This window comes from Pradoshia eiseniae (genome assembly GCF_002946355.1).
GTDB classification, from domain to species: Bacteria; Bacillota; Bacilli; order Bacillales; family Pradoshiaceae; genus Pradoshia; species Pradoshia eiseniae.
The window spans coordinates 329,225-345,735 of the sequence record NZ_PKOZ01000002.1; the positions used below are offsets into that span (position 1 = coordinate 329,225).

At 44.7% G+C, this 16,511-nt stretch carries 16 protein-coding genes and 1 pseudogene; 16 read left to right on the top strand and 1 reads right to left on the bottom strand.

Translation table 11 applies throughout. The annotated features are described in order from the left end of the window. Positions 1–314: 314 nt before the first annotated feature. The 7 genes from CYL18_RS06370 (at position 315) to CYL18_RS06400 (ending at position 7,062) form a co-directional block, all read left to right on the top strand. Positions 315–1,442, top strand: a complete 1,128-nt coding sequence (locus CYL18_RS06370; RefSeq protein WP_269089186.1) for a CDP-glycerol glycerophosphotransferase family protein — start codon at positions 315–317, stop codon at positions 1,440–1,442. 39 nt (positions 1,443–1,481) lie between these two features. Beyond that, positions 1,482–2,288, top strand: coding sequence for an ABC transporter permease (locus tag CYL18_RS06375; protein ID WP_104848645.1), 807 nt, complete (start codon positions 1,482–1,484; stop codon positions 2,286–2,288). 17 nt (positions 2,289–2,305) lie between these two features. After that, complete coding sequence (tagH, locus tag CYL18_RS06380) at positions 2,306–3,106, top strand: teichoic acids export ABC transporter ATP-binding subunit TagH (protein ID WP_104848646.1); 801 nt, start codon at positions 2,306–2,308, stop codon at positions 3,104–3,106. Between the two features lie 300 nt (positions 3,107–3,406). After that, entirely contained in the window at positions 3,407–3,964 is a 558-nt protein-coding gene (gene rfbC, locus CYL18_RS06385; protein WP_104848647.1) for a dTDP-4-dehydrorhamnose 3,5-epimerase, read from the top strand. Positions 3,965–3,966: 2 nt separating this feature from the next. Next, positions 3,967–4,953, top strand: a complete 987-nt coding sequence (gene rfbB / locus CYL18_RS06390) for a dTDP-glucose 4,6-dehydratase (protein WP_104848648.1) — start codon at positions 3,967–3,969, stop codon at positions 4,951–4,953. Further along, on the top strand, positions 4,953–5,798 hold the full coding sequence (rfbD, locus tag CYL18_RS06395) for a dTDP-4-dehydrorhamnose reductase (protein ID WP_104848649.1): 846 nt from the start codon (positions 4,953–4,955) through the stop codon (positions 5,796–5,798). The genes rfbB and rfbD overlap by 1 nt, the downstream gene beginning before the upstream one ends. Before the next feature lie 187 nt (positions 5,799–5,985). Further along, positions 5,986–7,062 carry a zinc-dependent alcohol dehydrogenase family protein gene (locus CYL18_RS06400; protein WP_104848650.1) on the top strand — a complete coding sequence of 359 codons (1,077 nt, stop codon included), beginning with the start codon at positions 5,986–5,988 and terminating at the stop codon, positions 7,060–7,062. A 213-nt stretch (positions 7,063–7,275) separates the two neighbouring features. Here CYL18_RS06400 and CYL18_RS06405 read toward each other — a convergent pair whose 3' ends face one another. Further along, positions 7,276–7,908 (bottom strand): YigZ family protein, encoded by a 633-nt coding sequence (locus CYL18_RS06405; RefSeq protein WP_104848651.1) that lies wholly within the window; start codon positions 7,906–7,908, stop codon positions 7,276–7,278. Between the two features lie 295 nt (positions 7,909–8,203). On the opposite strand from CYL18_RS06405, the gene CYL18_RS06410 reads away from it, so the two are divergent. From CYL18_RS06410 to flgK, 9 genes and pseudogenes are all read left to right on the top strand, one after another. After that, complete coding sequence (locus tag CYL18_RS06410; protein ID WP_104848652.1) at positions 8,204–9,358, top strand: sensor histidine kinase; 1,155 nt, start codon at positions 8,204–8,206, stop codon at positions 9,356–9,358. Positions 9,359–9,473: 115 nt separating this feature from the next. Beyond that, a pseudogene (locus CYL18_RS06415) lies at positions 9,474–10,074 on the top strand (response regulator). Positions 10,075–10,174: 100 nt separating this feature from the next. Next, complete coding sequence (locus tag CYL18_RS06420) at positions 10,175–10,693, top strand: GNAT family N-acetyltransferase (protein WP_104848653.1); 519 nt, start codon at positions 10,175–10,177, stop codon at positions 10,691–10,693. Between the two features lie 101 nt (positions 10,694–10,794). Next, positions 10,795–11,637 carry a DegV family protein gene (locus CYL18_RS06425; protein WP_104848654.1) on the top strand — a complete coding sequence of 281 codons (843 nt, stop codon included), beginning with the start codon at positions 10,795–10,797 and terminating at the stop codon, positions 11,635–11,637. 82 nt (positions 11,638–11,719) lie between these two features. Continuing rightward, positions 11,720–13,072: a DEAD/DEAH box helicase gene (locus CYL18_RS06430; protein ID WP_236636278.1), complete on the top strand. Its 1,353-nt coding sequence runs from the start codon at positions 11,720–11,722 to the stop codon at positions 13,070–13,072. Further along, entirely contained in the window at positions 13,072–13,761 is a 690-nt protein-coding gene (locus CYL18_RS06435) for a ComF family protein (protein WP_104848655.1), read from the top strand. Before CYL18_RS06430 ends, CYL18_RS06435 begins: the two co-directional genes overlap by 1 nt. Positions 13,762–14,039: 278 nt before the next feature. Further along, positions 14,040–14,303: a flagellar biosynthesis anti-sigma factor FlgM gene (gene flgM / locus CYL18_RS06440; RefSeq protein WP_104848656.1), complete on the top strand. Its 264-nt coding sequence runs from the start codon at positions 14,040–14,042 to the stop codon at positions 14,301–14,303. Between the two features lie 141 nt (positions 14,304–14,444). Then, complete coding sequence (locus CYL18_RS06445; protein WP_161497093.1) at positions 14,445–14,921, top strand: flagellar protein FlgN; 477 nt, start codon at positions 14,445–14,447, stop codon at positions 14,919–14,921. 21 nt (positions 14,922–14,942) lie between these two features. Next, positions 14,943–16,505, top strand: a complete 1,563-nt coding sequence (gene flgK, locus CYL18_RS06450) for a flagellar hook-associated protein FlgK (RefSeq protein ID WP_104848658.1) — start codon at positions 14,943–14,945, stop codon at positions 16,503–16,505. Positions 16,506–16,511 lie beyond the last annotated feature (6 nt).

Sequence of the window (16,511 nt, forward strand, 5' to 3'; positions counted from 1 at the left end):
TCAAAAAAACTTCCGGGTAAAAGTAAATTTCACTATCAAATTGCTATGAACCCTTTCTTTGCGGGTTTGAAACTTATTGAGATGAGTTATATAATAAACCAGAGGTTTTTAAGTAAGATAAAGGATTTTAAGATTTTACTAGGTTAAAGTGTATAAGATTATTAGCTATTATAGCTTGTGAAAGTTATATCTTTGTATACATCAATCAAGGAATTAATAAAAGTCAGACATCAATAAGGTGAAAAATGATTAGAGAATTATTGATAGAAGCATATCTATTCGTATTTAGATTGTTATTTGGTATATGTAGTCTTATGCCACTAAGGGATAAAGTTACATTTGTGGTTTCATTTGGTGATAATGTTCAATATATTTATGAAGAAATGCGTCGAAAAAGTATACCCTTTGACGTGGTTTTTTTATGTAAAGGAAGCAGTTATAATCGATTTCATATTTATGAGGACGTAAGTCTTGTTCACCTTGTTACTTTAAATCCCTTAGAATTTATGAAATCCATCTACCATTTGGCGACTTCCAAATATGTAATGGTTGATAATTATTACGGTTTCTTAGCAGTAACAAATTTCAAGCCAGAGGTAGACTGCGTCCAATTATGGCATGCTTCAGGTGCGATTAAGAAATTCGGGCTTGAAGATTCCTCGGTCCAATTTCGAACAAAGCGTGCGAAAGAACGCTTCCTAAAGGTCTATTCCCGTTTCCACAAGGTTATTGTCGGTTCTGATTCCATGGCGCAGTATTTCATGAATGCATTTGGAGTTAAGGGAGAGAATATCCTTAGAACTGGTATTCCCAGAACGGACTTTTATTATAACCAAAATGAAAAAGAGCGGATATTTAATCAAATTACTAAGCAAAATGAGTTATTATGGAACAAGAAAGTAATCTTGTATGCACCAACTTATCGTGATCGAGAACTGGATCACTTTAGGCTGGAGTTAGACCTCGACAAAATGTACGCGGAATTAAGTGACGAGTATGTGCTTGTTTTGCGTTTGCATCCAGCGATTAAGAATGTAGAGGATTATAATGAGAAATACCCAGATTTCGTCTTGGATTATTCCTCTTCTGAGTATGACATCAATGAATTGCTCATCGTGACAGATTTGTTAATTACGGATTATTCATCTATCCTATATGAATATTCCTTGTTGAGGAAACCAATGATTTTTTATGCATATGATTTGGAGGATTATCAGGCAGGACGAGGTTTGTGGGAGGATTATGAACAGCATGTGCCAGGTCCTGTCGTAAAAACGACAGAGGAAATCATTTGTACGATTCAACAGAATGAATTCAATATAGACGAAATCGAAGAATTTTCACGTAGATGGAATAAGTATTCTACAGGGCGTTCAAGTGAGAATCTTGTGACCTATTTATTTGATCGAAAACCGGCATTTACAAAGCGGCGGGCACTATAATAAAGCCCGGAACAACATGGGAAGGGAATTTCTACTCTTATGAAGTCAATGTTTAAGGTAATACATGAACAAATCCGATCATTTTATTTGATCCAGCGGTTGGCCATGTTTGAAATAAAAAGTGCCAACAATAATAATTACTTGGGGATTTTGTGGGAATTTATCAACCCGATGATTCAAATCGGTATTTACTGGCTGATTTTCGGTTTCGGAATCCGAGGCAACCAAGATATTGAAGGTGTACCATTTATTTACTGGATGCTCTCTGGGATTGTCGTCTGGTTCTTTGCTAGTCCGGCTATTTTGGAAGGAACAAAGTCTATTCATAAGCGGATTAATATGATTGCGAAAATGAGCTTTCCGATGAGCACAATTCCGTCATATGTTATCACGTCTAAGCTATATCAGCACTTTATGATTCTAGTTCCGGTCATTATAATACTGCAATTTGCAGGTTATTATGTATCGACCTACTATTTGCAGCTGCCCTACTTCATTCTTGCTGCAGTTATCTTTATCTTGGCGCTGACGTTGATTACATCAACATTGGCAATGGTTATTCGAGATGTGCAAATGATTGTCCAAGCTGTTATGAGGATGGTATTCTATATAACACCGTTGATTTGGTACAATCCTAGACTTCCAGAAGCCTTGACGTTTCTAATTAAAGTCAATCCGCTTACTTATATTGCGGAGGGTTATAGAGCGTCCTTACTAGGCACAGGTTGGTATTTTATTGATAATATTAATTACACGTTCTATTTTTGGGGACTGACAATTATTCTCTTGATGATTGGGTCCGCGCTACATTTAAAATTTAGAAATCAATTCGTGGATTATTTGTAAAATGGAGTGAGCTTATTATGAGTGAAACGGTAATTCTAAAGAATGTCTTTAAAAAGTATCGTATGCATACCAAACCGGCTGATAAGCTGCTCGACATTATCTTGCCAGGCGGCCGTGGCGAAGATTTCTATGCCTTGCAGGACATCAGCTTCACGGCAGGAAAAGGGGATGTAATTGGCCTCGTTGGGGTTAACGGCTCCGGAAAATCGACGCTTTCAAATATTATTGCAGGTATAATCCCGCCGTCCTCGGGTACGGTGGAAACAATCGGGGAAACATCATTGATTGCGATTGCTTCTGGTTTAAATAATCAATTGACCGGACGTGAGAATATTGAATTAAAATGTCTTATGCTTGGTTTTAACAAAAAGCAAATCAAGGAGATGGAACCTGATATTATTGAGTTTGCCGACATTGGCAAGTTCATCGACCAGCCGGTCAAGAAATACTCAAGCGGGATGAAATCCAGGCTAGGATTTGCCATTTCGGTCACGGTAGATCCAGATATACTCATCATTGACGAAGCTTTATCTGTCGGTGATCAAGCGTTTGCAGAGAAATCGAAGAATAAAATGTACAGCTTTCGTGACAGTGGAAAAACAATCTTCTTTGTTAGCCACTCCATGAAACAAATCAATGACTTTTGTAATAAGGCTATTTGGCTGGAATATGGTGAGTTAAAAAAGTATGGAACAACAGATGAAGTCATACCGGAATATAAGGATTTCGTGAAAAAATATAAAGCCATGACGGATGTGGAACGGAAACTATTCCGTGAATCAGCTATACGTAAGCAAAGTGGTTTAGTTCTAAAATAAAAAAAGCTGCCTGAAGAGGCAGTTTTTTTATTTGTCGAAAAAGGATGAGATAAGCAGATATTTGTCGTCTAAATTTAGCCTTTGCTTAAGAAAATAAAAAATTACAAAAAGAATGTCGAAGCACTAGAATAATTTACCTGTATTGGATACGATAATATACAATGCATATTCTTTATAACGCACAATGGATTCCATTTTGGTTGTTGATGATTAATCATTTATAAAAGGAATCTGAATAATAGGAGTAGCTTGTCCATTGTAAGTCGAATTAGAACAGTTACTAGCGGAAGAAGGTTTGCCATGAAGATATTCGAAAGTCTATTACGAGGTGTAAAGTTAATTGAGCCAAAGGCCTATGGAGACCATCGGGGGTTCTTCCTTGAAAGCTATAATGAGCATTTGTTCCACGAAGCAGGAATTACGGAGAGATTTGTCCAGGATAACCATTCCTTGTCGAAGGAGGCTGGCGTCATTCGCGGGATGCATTATCAATTGGCGCCGAAGGCCCAGGTCAAGCTCATTCGTGTGGTGACTGGCGCCATATATGATGTAGTCGTGGATCTGAGAAAGGAATCGCCAACATACGGCAAGTGGGAGGGTTATATCCTGAGTGAGCACAACAAGCGCCAGCTGCTTGTGCCGAAAGGTTTTGCCCATGGATTCTGCACGATTACAGAGAATGTGAATGTGCTGTATAAGGTAGATGAAGTATACTCACCTGAGCATGACAGAGGGATTGCGTGGGATGATTCAGAGCTTGCGATTAATTGGCCGGTTTCGGAGCCTATTTTATCAGAGAAGGATGCAAGGCACCCCAGGTTATCTGAAGCGGAAAATAATTTTGTATGGGAGGGCTGAATTTGAATCTATTGGTGACAGGCGGAGCCGGGTTCATCGGAAGCAACTTTGTGCGGCATATCCTTGGAACTTACCGTGACTATAAAGTTATTAATCTTGATTTGCTGACCTATGCGGGTAATATACATAATCTGGATGATTTGAAGGATAATCCGAATCACCTTTTTGTAAAAGGGAACATAACAGACAGAGCACTAGTTCAAAGTCTAATAAAAGATCATGATATCCAGGCGATTATTAATTTTGCAGCAGAGTCCCATGTGGATAGGAGTATTACGAATCCAGGGATTTTCGTTGAAACGAATGTTCAAGGAACACTTAACTTACTTGACGCAGCAAGAGAATGCGGAGTGGATCGCTATCTTCAAGTTTCAACAGATGAAGTGTACGGATCGCTTGGTGAGACAGGCTGCTTCACTGAGGAGACACCGCTTGCACCGAACAGCCCTTATTCAGCCAGTAAAGCAGGCGCTGACCTATTAGTGCGCGCTTATCATGAAACCTATGGGCTGAATGTCAATATCACTCGCTGCTCCAATAATTATGGCCCGTTCCATTTTCCTGAGAAATTAATCCCGCTTATGATTACTAATGGGGTTGATGGCAAGGACCTTCCCTTATATGGTGACGGGAAGAATATCCGTGACTGGCTTCACGTGACTGACCATTGCACCGCCATTGACCTTGTTCTTCATAAAGGGAAAAGCGGGGAAGTGTATAATGTTGGCGGTCATAATGAACGGACGAACAATGAGATTGCAGAAATCATTGCTGATTACTTGAATCTTCCGAAGGAGCGCATCAAGTATGTCCAGGATCGTCTTGGCCATGATCTGCGTTATGCGATCGATCCGACTAAGCTTGAGACGGAGCTAGGCTGGAGGCCAAACTATACATTTGATACAGGGATTGTCGAAACCATTGAATGGTATTTGAACCATGAAGATTGGTGGCGTCCTTTGAAAGAACGGGCAAAGTTGGGGATTTAATGAAAAGAATACTCGTGACCGGAGCAAACGGACAGCTAGGGACAGAGGTAGTCAGGATGTTGCGCCAGGATGGCCATTATGAGGTGTGTGCTTTTAATCGATATGAACTTGATATAACGGATGAGGAACAAGTCATGAGAAAGGTCGTCCATACGAAGCCAGATTGGATTCTGCACTGTGCAGCCTATAGCAACGTTGAGCAGGCAGAAGAAGATGGCTATGATGCGAATTGGAATATCAACCGCGACGGGTCAGCTAATATCAGTAAAGCAGCCCATGAAGTCAGTGCCAAGCTAATTTATATAAGTACGGATTATGTGTTTGATGGAAAGAAAGCCAAACCATATACCCCGGACGATGAAGTAAATCCGCTTAACGAATATGGGAAAGCCAAACTAGCTGGTGAACAAGCAGTCCAGAAGTATTGCCCAGATGCCTTTATTATCCGGACATCATGGGTATTTGGGGAGCATGGTCATAATTTCGTCTACACCATGCTGAAGTTAGCCGAAAAAACGGATACTCTCAGAGCGGTGGCAGATCAATTCGGCCGTCCTACCTATGCGCCTGATCTTTCTCTTTTTATGAAGTACTTGATTGATACAAGCCCTGAGGGAGGAATCTATCATTTCTCTAATGATGGTGAGACTAGCTGGTATGGATTCGCAAAGGAAATCCTGAAGGAACAGAATATAAAGATAACTCCTGTTGGTTCAGATGAGTTCCCTCAGAAAGCTGAGAGGCCGACCTATTCAGTCATGTCACTGGATAAGGTGAAGGAGACTGGTTTTGCTGTGCCGACTTGGAAAGATGCATTAGAGCGGTTTAAAAAACGGATTCGTTAATATGAAAGAAGGCTTCCTTGCAGCAGGAGGCCTTTTATTGTCTTAATGGGCGGTTTCATGCCGGAATATGTAGAGCGATTGTCATTGACCTCTTGTTTATTGCACTTGTACAATGTAACTAGTTCAAACGCAGCTCTTGTCAAACTAAAATTGTAAGCGCTTTCTAATCTGGTTGGGGAGGAAGAAAATGCGGGCATTAGTAATGGAGGAATTGCGGAAACCGTTGGTCGTGCGTGAGATGCCAGATCCCGAATGCGCAGATGACGGGGTTGTCATCAAGGTCGAGGCAAATGGTGTTTGCCGAAGCGATTGGCATGCATGGCAGGGGGATTGGGACTGGATTGGGATTACCCTCCCTCTGCCGCATGTATTAGGTCATGAGTTCTCTGGGATTATTGAAGAGGTCGGGAAGAATGTGAAGAATTTCAAAAAGGGGGATCGTGTCATTGCGCCATTTACGGTGGGGGATGGCACATGTCCTTACTGTCAGAGCGGGCATCATAATATTTGCTCGAATATTCAACTGCTCGGTTTTTCGACATGGGGCGGATATGGTCGCTATACGGCTGTGCCCAATGCGGATTTGAATCTGGTCCATTTGCCGGAGTCTATCAGTTTCGTGGAGGCTGCCGGTATGGGTTGCCGTTTCATGACGGCTTTTCATGGGATTACCGATCAAGCTGATGTGAAGGGCGGTGAGTGGGTTGCGGTCCATGGCTGCGGAGGTGTCGGCTTGTCTGCCATTCAAATAGCGAGTGCGCTCGGAGCAAATGTCATCGCTGTTGATATTGGGGAGGACAAGCTAGAGCTTGCCAGGCAGCTTGGAGCGGTTGCGACCGTTAATGCGAAGGAAACCAATCCGGTTGAAGCGGTACGGGAGATTACGAAGGGCGGTGCCCATGTATCGGTTGATGCGCTCGGCATCAAACAAACCTGTCAAGCAGCCATCAGCGGCTTGCGAAAACGCGGGCGCCACCTGCAAATTGGCTTGACGACAAGAGAAGAGCATGGAATGATTCCTGTTCCGATTGATTTCATCGTCCAGGCTGAGATCCAGCTGGTTGGATCGCTCGGTATGCAGCCATCACGCTATCCAAATATGCTGGGAATGGTTGAGTCGGGGAAATTAAGGCCAGGCGCTTTAGTGACCAAGACCATTTCACTGGATGAGGTGCCGAATATATTCGAAGAGATGAGTACATTTCAAAATCTAGGGGTCACGGTCGTAAATAAATGGGATGCGAAAGTGTCTGTAGAAAAATAAGATGGGTGCGGACAAACCTGATTTTCGGGTTTGTCCCTTTATTTTTTGAGGATTGCGCCGATATAGAATAAAGGTCGATTTATGCTTGGCTGGTAGAAGATTGAGATTCAGGGTGTTTTGAAGGGGATTTGTGTTTCGTAGTCATAATAAATACGCTGGCAAAAAGGCATCCAGATACCTTTCTTGTACCTGAATGCCTTCATCGGAACTCCCTCATAGGTCCTGCTCTAAATATAGCTGTTCTCCTTCTTCGATGGATGCCTGGCCGTTTGATAGATCGGTCATCCAGTCGGTGAAGGCTTGTTTGTCGTCTTCCTCGACATAAGATTCAATCATTACCTTGTCTAAGTAGTGGATCTCCTTGATGGCATAGTGAGAATTACGATGTTCATTCTCGATTTTGCCGAGCAGGGTGTAGTCAAACGTTGATTTCATAATCGTCATGAGTTTGCGTTCGACTATGCCGGTTTCGTCAATTCCATGGGAGGCTGATCCCCCATATGCGCGAATGAGACCGCCGGCACCGAGCTTGATTCCGCCGAAGTAGCGAGTGACCACGACGACGGTGTCTTTTAAGCCCTTTTTCTTGATAACTTCGAGAATGGGAACTCCGGCTGTGCCGCTCGGCTCGCCATCATCATTTGCTTTTTGGATGAGGTCTTGCTCGCCAATCATATATGCCGAGCAATTGTGGGTGGCATCCCAGTGTTTTTTCTTGATGGTTTGAATGAAGGCGATAGCCTCCTCTTCTGATTCGACACGGTTTACATAGGTGATAAAGCGGGACTTTTGGATGGTTTGTTCGGCCTCTCCATAGCCTTTAACTGTTTTATATGATTTCAGCATGAGAACTGCCGCCTTTCTCTTTGGTTCATGTCTAGTATACTTTTTATTACCGTTTTATTGTAGGTGTGATTAGAAAGATAGGTAGTTATTTTACTTAATTTAGGAGAAAAAAGTGTTATTATTTGACTGTAATGCTAATTTTATCTTACGGTATAAAGATAATATATCCTAAATATCGACCTTGTACCCACAAAAAGCATAAAACTATATACGAATAGTATGATTACCTAGCCTTTCGTATGATATAGAATTGGTCTTTGATTTACGACATGGAGAGGGATAGGAGGTATTTTGTGTGAAAGTACCTAAAATAGATAGCAAAGCATTAGATAATATCCTTGATAATATGCTAGAAACGGTGAACTATAGTAAATCGGAAATCTATGAGATTGGCGAACGATGCCAGCAGGATTTCGATCAAATTATATCAGAGCTTGAGACTGTGAAGTCAATGGTGTTAAAGGTAATCGCTGATGGAGATGAATTAGAGCGAAAGGCCCGGGAATCAAGAAAACGGCTGAGCTTTGTTTCCTCCCGCTTCAAGGAGTTTACGGAAGAACAGGTACGCGATGCCTATGAGAAGGCGCATATGCTTCAGGTTGACTTAACGATGAACAGGGAGCTTGAGAAGCAGCTGCGCAAACGCCGTGATGATCTGGAGAGACGACTAGTTGGCCTACAGGAAACGATTGACCGGGCCGATAATCTCGTATCAAAAATCTCGGTTATATTGCAGTATTTAAATAGCGATTTGCGAGAGATGTCTGATGTACTTGATATGTATAAGCAGAAGCAGGATTTTGGGTTTAAGATTATTGAAGCGCAAGAGGCTGAAAGGAAGAAGCTTTCGCGTGAGATCCATGATGGTCCTGCCCAAATGCTTGCGAATGTCATGGTTCGCTCCGACTTGACCGAACGAATATTCAGGGAACGCGGTCCAGAAGAAGCATTGCTTGAGATTCGCTCCTTGAAGCAGATGGTCAGAAGTGCCCTTTCAGAAGTGCGGCGCATCATATATGACCTGCGTCCAATGGCGCTGGATGATCTTGGCCTTGTTCCGACATTGCGGAAATATTTGCAGACAATTGGCGAGTACAATCCCCAGATTGAATTTAAGTTCCAGGTATACGGACAAGAAAGGCGGCTTGAGAGCAATTATGAGGTGGCTCTGTTTCGTTTAGCGCAGGAGGCTGTCCAAAATGCCATCAAGCATGCAGATGCAAGTGTAATCGTCGTTAGACTGGAGCTGTTGAATGATAAAGGGACATTAACCGTACGTGACAATGGGAAAGGCTTTGATCCGCAGAAACAGTCTGATGGTTCATTTGGAATTATGGGTATGAATGAGCGAGTTGATACACTTGAAGGAGAGTTAACAATCCAGTCGAGTATTGATGGAGGGACGCTCGTGTATATTCATATTCCGCTAAAGTCCTCCTCTAAAGTGTAAATCCATGTTGAAAATAGTTATCTAGTTATATTTTTTGGTAAATGTTTGTAGTTTGTGAAAAAACAGGAATATAATAGTAGTAGAGAAAATGCACGAGAAATGGAGGAGACAAAAAATGACAACAACAATTGCAATTATAGACGATCATCAGCTTTTTCGTGAAGGTGTAAAGCGTATTCTTGATTTTGAATCGTCCTTTAAAGTAGTAGCTGAAGGAGATGATGGCCCGGATGCACTCTCCATTGTCGATACATATCACCCAGACGTCGTCATCATGGATATCAATATGCCGACGATGAATGGGGTTGAAGCAACCTCTCAGCTTCTTGAGCGATACCCGGATTCTCGCGTCATCATGTTATCGATTCACGATGATGAGAACTATGTGACGCATGCCTTGAAAACTGGTGCTCTTGGATACTTACTGAAGGAAATGGATGCCGACGCACTAATTGAAGCCGTTAAGGTCGTCGCAGCCGGCGGGTCTTATCTGCATCCGAAAGTGACGCATAATCTAGTGAGAGATTATCGCCGTTTGGCGACAGATGAAGCGGCTGGCGGATGGTAAGAGTAACCGCGGTATTGGGGAAACGCTCTTTATAAGCGAGAAGACGGTTAAGAACCATGTGAGCAATATCCTGCAAAAAATGAATGTGAATGACCGTACCCAAGCAGTGGTTTATGCCATCAAAAATGGTTGGGTTGAGGTGCGATAAGATGAGCGTCTGTCCTTAAGGCAGGCGTTTTTTTCTATACAAATGGGCTGATTTTTGGTACATTCCCTTATGGAAGATACTCAAAAAGGCGGGGATGGAAATGGAGCCCAACTTGACGATTAGAGAGGCTTTTATCGAGGATTTACCAAGGATTGTGGACATCTACAATTCAACTATTGAGGGTAGAATGGTCACGGCTGATTTGGAACCAGTTACGGTGGAAAGCCGAATTGATTGGTTTCATGAGCACAATTCAGGCACGCGCCCCCTATGGGTGATGACAGAAAGGGAGAACATCATCGGCTGGCTTAGTTTTCAAAACTTTTATGGTCGGCCTGCGTACAATGCGACAGCTGAGGTCAGCATTTATATAGATGCTTCCTACCGAAAGCGTGGTATTGGAAAAGTCTTTCTTGAGGAAGCGATTCGTCGGGCGCCGAATTATGGAATCCATACACTTCTTGGGTTTATCTTTGGCCATAATGAGCCAAGTATTCGCCTGTTCAAGCGATACGGATTTGAGACATGGGCTCATTTGCCCAACGTCGCTGAACTTGACGGGGTCGAGCGTGATTTAGTTATTTTAGGGAAACGCGTGAGCGAAAAGCATAATAGTTAAATTTTTGTCATTTTGAACATTATAATGCAAACGGAGTGATAATCATATAAAATGGAGAATATAAATAAGGTAAATACCAAAAATAAGGAAGGTTTTCAATAATGAGGACTGCAGTAGTAACGGATAGTACAGCGTACATACCGGAAGACTTACGTAATCGTTTTAATATACATATCGTACCCCTAAATGTTGTATTCGGTGAAGAAGCCTATCGAGAAGAGCTCGAACTGACGGCTTCTGATTTTTATGAGATGGTTCGCCGCTATGGCCAACTTCCCACTACCTCCCAGCCGCCAATTGGTCAATTCGTTGAGTTGTATGAGCAATTATCTAAAGAATACGATGCGGTAATCAGCATTCATTTATCCAGCGGAATCAGCGGTACTTTCCAAGGCGCCGTCGCAGCCGGGAATATGGTTGAAGGCATTGATGTACATGCCTTTGATTCAGAAGTTAGCTGTATGGTACAAGGCTTCTATGTCCTAGAAGCCGCCAAAATGGCTCAGGAAGGACATGAGCCTGGTGAGATCATGGCTCGCTTAGAAGAGCTGCGTGAGAAGTCCGATGCATACTTTATCGTCGATGACTTGCAGAATTTACAGCGCGGGGGCCGTTTAAACGGGGCATCCGCTCTGATTGGCAGTCTCTTGCAGGTGAAACCAATTCTTCATTTCGAGAATAAAGTCATCGTACCTTTCGAAAAAATCCGCACGAAGAAAAAAGCACTTAAGCGTGTCATTGAATTATTCGAAGAGGAATATCAAAAAGGTGAACCGCTTCAGGCTGTCATCATTCATGGTAATGCCGAAGAAGAAGCTCTGGAGCTGAAAGCAGAGCTGGAGCAATCCTATCCAAATGCTGAATTCATCGTCAGTTATTTCGGTGCTGTTATTGGCACCCACCTAGGCGAGGGAGCTATGGGTCTCGGCTGGACAATTCGTTAATACTCAACAATACTCAACACACACCAAAGGGCCAGCTATCAAAAGCTTGGCCCTTATTTTATCGAAAAGGAGGCCAAATCTATTGGTCTATACTCCCCTTCATTCCCTCCTCTCTGGAAGAGAGCTTCTCCTTCAAGAAATACCCTCTGAATTTCATGATTCCCTTCAATCACCGGATATTTATACGATGAAAGCTATTGAGCAAAACGCATGTCGGCGCTGCGGCAATAGCGACCCGCGGCTGTTAGCCCGCTTTCCCCATCAGGCATGCGGGACAGACTGCCTTTATTGCCGGAAATGCATCATGATGGGACGGGTATCTGCCTGCAGTACCCTGTATGGGTGGGGCGGTTCACCTGTTGAATGGGATTCTGCTGAAGCGAAGCTGAGCTGGGATGGAGTTCTTTCCCCTTCTCAAGCAGAGGCGTCTAAAGCTATTGTCCAGGCTGTTCAGGAGAAGGCTGAGCTGCTCGTCTGGGCGGTGTGCGGAGCTGGAAAGACAGAGATGGTCTTTGCCGGGATTGAGGAAGCACTTAAGGATGGCAAGCGGGTCTGTATTGCGGCGCCCCGCACGGATGTCATCTTAGAGCTTGAGCCGCGGCTGAAGGCTGTGTTCCCCCATATACCGGTCATCGCCCTCCACGGCCAAAGTACGGAGAAGCATGCCTTTGCCCCTTTAGTGCTCTCCACGGTCCATCAGCTCCTCCGTTATGCCAATGCCTTTGACCTCATGATTATTGATGAAGTCGATGCTTTTCCATTCTCCTTCGATTCTAGCCTGCAATTTGCCGCACAGAAAGCAGGTAAGAAAGATAGCACGCGCATTTATTTGACTGCAACCCCTTCTGCTGATTATCAAAGACGATTCAGGAAGGGAGAGCTCCGCGGGGTTATTCTCCCGGCAAGGTTTCACCGAAAGCCCATTCCGATGCCGGAGATTCGCTGGGGAGGGAACTGGCAGAAGAGCATACAGAAAAAACAGATTCCCTCCCCCTTGTTAAGCTGGCTCACGGCCATTATCAAAAAGCAGGAGCCGTTCTTCATTTTCTTCCCCCACATCGACCTCATGAAAGAAGCTCTTCCCTTATTCCGCGGACTTTCTCTCTCGATTGATTCCGTCCATGCTGACGACCCCGCGCGGCGCGAGAAGGTGATGAAGCTCCGCGGCGGAGAGCTCCAAGGTTTGTTGACAACGACCATCCTGGAAAGAGGCGTGACAATTCCGAAATTAAATGTAGCAGTGATTGGTGCAGAGAATGATTTATTTACAGAGGCGGCCTTAGTCCAGATTGCCGGAAGGGTCGGCCGGGCGAAGGAACATCCAGCAGGTGAGGCCATCTTCTTTCATTACGGCAAAACAGAGGAGATGAAGGCTGCGGTCAAGCAAATCATGCGCATGAATGAGGAAGCCAGGAAAAGGGGGCTGCTTGATTAATGTTTTTTCAAAAAGAGCTTTGCTTATATTGCCATATGCCGTTTGAGGAACAGACAGGGTGGGCCGGATTGCTGTTTCTGACAGAGCCTGATTTGCTTTGTGAAGGATGCAGGAGCGGGCTAGCGCCTATCCATGGCAATCGGTGTGATCGATGCAGCCGTCCTATGCATGAACAGGGGAGGTGCCAGGATTGTATAAGATGGGAGGAAACGCCTTCGATCGGCGGCGCTCTTGATAAGAATATTTCCCTGTACACCTATAATTCGTTCATGAAGGAATACATCGCCAGATTCAAATATCGGGGAGATTATGAACTAGCCCGCCTATTTGGAGAAGAGATAAGAAAGGCTGCACCGAAGGCAGATATGATTCTGCCGGTACCCTTAAGTGAGGAGCGCATGCGTGAGCGCGGATTCAATCAGGCTCGGGCGCTTGGAGAGATGGCTGGTTTGAAGATGCAGGAGGGACTGGTGCGGATGCACAGTGAGAAGCAGGCGAAAATGACGAGGCGGGAGCGAATAGAGAGGCGTCAAGTATTTGAGATACATCCCGATGCGCCTGTATTCAGAGGTAAGACGATTTTACTGATTGATGATATCTACACGACGGGAACGACGCTCCGTCAGGCGGGAATCCTTCTAAAAGAGGCAGGAGCAAGGCGGGTGCTTTCCGTGACGATTGCACGCTAGCTTCATAATTTTCGAGATTAAGATGATGAATGAAGCGGAAATCACTAATGAGAAGGGGCAGGCATTGCAGAAAAGGGCTACACCTCCCAGTTCATGAAAACCGAGCGGTTGCGTGTCATGCATAAGGTAAAGGTCTGGATTGCTTGGAGCGCCTGAAGAGGTATGCGATAATTTATCAAATGGAAAGTTAAGAAAAGTTTTGCCCTGCCGATAATAAAGAGGAGTTGGCAAACGAATCTATCATTAGAGCCCAAAATGATAGGAAAGTGAGGGAATCAATGATGAGGATTAATCAAATTAGCCAATATGGAATCCAGCAATATCAAAAGAGTATAAATAAGCCTGATGAAGGCATGAAGGCTACGCAAACCGATAAGGTGGAAATCTCTAAGCAGGCGATGGAGCTTCAAAGCAGTCCGGCTGCCCAGGCAGAGCGCCAAGCGAGAATAGATGAAATCAAGATTCAAATTGAAAATGGCACCTATCAAGTCAATACAAAAGCAACAGCAGAAAGCCTGCTGAACTTCTATTCAAAAAAATAAATGCGTGAATTGCCAGTATGAGGCTGATACTGGCTTTTCTCTTTCCCCCGCCAGTGGTTAACTGCCACGAATAATCTGATTGAACAATAATCAATATTGGGGGGAAGGGCTGATGGGTATGTAGATGAGAGGATGAAAAAGATGACGGTTCAGCTGATTATGGAGAAGATGGATGGGCTAACAAAAGTGCATATGGATTTGCTCAAGCTGTCTAAGGAGAAAGCGGAGGCCATCAAGCAATCAAATCTCAAGCCATTTGCCGTAATAGTCGCCAAGGAACAGAAGCTTATTCAGCTGATTGACGGCTTGGAGGAGGAGCGTGGCGAGCTCGTGCGAACATATCTAGGCGGCAGTGAAGGGACATTGGCCGATTGTCTCGAAAAGGCATCCAGCTATGAACGGGGGATGCTTTCTGAATACGGGAAACGCCTGCTTGGCCTAGTCGAAGAGTTACGGGGGCAAAATGAGCTGAATCGGCAGCTGATCCAGCAATCGCTTCAATTCATTAACATGAACATGGCTCTCCTCTTGCCTGAAGAGGACACCTATACATATGAACGGCCAGAGCAGGCTGGGGAGTCCAGGCAAAGCCGTTCCCTATTTGACTCAAAGGCTTAACGAAGAAACGGAGGAGTCATGATGACGTCAACATTCCATGGGTTAGAAACGGCCAAACGAGGCCTTGTCGCTCAGCAAACCGCATTGTCTGTCGTGGGACATAATATCGCCAATGCGAACACACTCGGATACAGCCGCCAGCGTGTGAACCAGACAGCCGGTGCCGCGTACCCGAGTCCTGGCTTGAACCGCGCGCAAATGGCCGGCCAGCTTGGCACGGGTGTGCAAGCTGAGTCCATCCAGCGCATTCGCGATCATTTTCTCGACGCCCAATATCGTAATGAAAGCTCGAAGCTCGGCTATTATGGCACGGCTCATAATGTGATGACAGAGATTGAGGGTGTCATGAATGAACTGGATGATACGGGGCTGGCCAATTCGATTGACACGTTCTGGCAATCATTGCAAGACCTTGCCGCAAACTCCGTTAATGCAGGAGCCAAGGCCATTGTCCGTGAGCGGGGCATTGCCTTGGCGGGAACATTTAATTATTTGAGTGAGTCCCTGCAGATGGTGCGGAGCAATCTCGAGAGTGAGCTTCAGGTGACGGTAAAGGAAATCAATGGTCTGCTTGAGGGAATTGACAATCTGAATAAGCAGATTGACCTTGTCGAACCAAATGGCGCTTTGCCGAATGACCTATATGACGCACGTGATAACCTCATTGATGAATTGTCAGGAAAGTTATCTATCAAGGTGGAGTATGTCAGCAATGGGGGAAATGCCAGTGCACAGGCCGCGGGCACCGCTGTGATTCACTTTTTGAACGGAACCGAATCCACAACCACGCTTGTAGACAAGGCTGGCTATAGTGTCATTTCTGTCACGCAAGCTGGCGATGATTCGGCTGTTGATACCGTGATAATTGGCGACTCGGCCATTGCGGCGAGTGATTTTGTATCAAAGGGTAAGCTCCTCGCCATGATGGAGGGCTATGGATACATGGATGCGGACGGGAATGTGAAGGGTGAAGTGACTGACATGATGCAGGAGCTTGACCAAATGGCCTTCATCTTTGCGACGGAATTCAATAAGGTACATAAGGCAGGCTTAAGCGTGAATGAAATCAGCTATGGGAATACGGATACACTCTTCTTCTCCGAGGAAGACGGGGGTTCAGAGCCCGCTGATGCTAAAGGCTTCGCTGGGCGAATTCAGGTTGCGGATGCAATCATAGATAGTATAGATAATCTGGCAACAGCTACGACATCAAGCCCCATTAAAGGGGATGGAGCGAATGTACTCAATCTTGCCAATGTCATCTATGCCGAATTCAATTACAAGGATGCGGGCGGGAATGATTCCCCGACAGTGGAAAAATCCAGCCTTATTGGGTATTTGCAAAAGGTCATTGGAGAAATGGGCGGGAAAACGCAAACGGCGGATCGCCTTTCAAGCAATAGTGAGACCTTGCTGCAATCAGTTCTCGACAAACGCTCATCCGTTAGCGGGGTATCGCTCGATGAGGAAATGACGAATCTCGTCCAATTCCAGCAGGCGTATAATGCTTCCGCAAGGATGGTTACGCTCCTGGACGAATGCTTAGATCGAATCATTAACGGCCTAGGATTAGGCGGCAGGTAGGTGAAT

Coding starts and splice junctions, on each gene's coding strand:
- CYL18_RS06370 (WP_269089186.1), top strand. CDS start 315: ATGCCACTAAGGGATAAAGTTACATTTGTGGTTTCATTTGGTGATAAT.
- CYL18_RS06375 (WP_104848645.1), top strand. CDS start 1,482: ATGAAGTCAATGTTTAAGGTAATACATGAACAAATCCGATCATTTTAT.
- tagH (WP_104848646.1), top strand. CDS start 2,306: ATGAGTGAAACGGTAATTCTAAAGAATGTCTTTAAAAAGTATCGTATG.
- rfbC (WP_104848647.1), top strand. CDS start 3,407: ATGAAGATATTCGAAAGTCTATTACGAGGTGTAAAGTTAATTGAGCCA.
- rfbD (WP_104848649.1), top strand. CDS start 4,953: ATGAAAAGAATACTCGTGACCGGAGCAAACGGACAGCTAGGGACAGAG.
- CYL18_RS06400 (WP_104848650.1), top strand. CDS start 5,986: ATGCGGGCATTAGTAATGGAGGAATTGCGGAAACCGTTGGTCGTGCGT.
- CYL18_RS06405 (WP_104848651.1), bottom strand. CDS start 7,908: ATGCTGAAATCATATAAAACAGTTAAAGGCTATGGAGAGGCCGAACAA.
- CYL18_RS06420 (WP_104848653.1), top strand. CDS start 10,175: ATGGAGCCCAACTTGACGATTAGAGAGGCTTTTATCGAGGATTTACCA.
- CYL18_RS06425 (WP_104848654.1), top strand. CDS start 10,795: ATGAGGACTGCAGTAGTAACGGATAGTACAGCGTACATACCGGAAGAC.
- CYL18_RS06435 (WP_104848655.1), top strand. CDS start 13,072: ATGTTTTTTCAAAAAGAGCTTTGCTTATATTGCCATATGCCGTTTGAG.
- flgM (WP_104848656.1), top strand. CDS start 14,040: ATGATGAGGATTAATCAAATTAGCCAATATGGAATCCAGCAATATCAA.
- CYL18_RS06445 (WP_161497093.1), top strand. CDS start 14,445: ATGACGGTTCAGCTGATTATGGAGAAGATGGATGGGCTAACAAAAGTG.
- flgK (WP_104848658.1), top strand. CDS start 14,943: ATGACGTCAACATTCCATGGGTTAGAAACGGCCAAACGAGGCCTTGTC.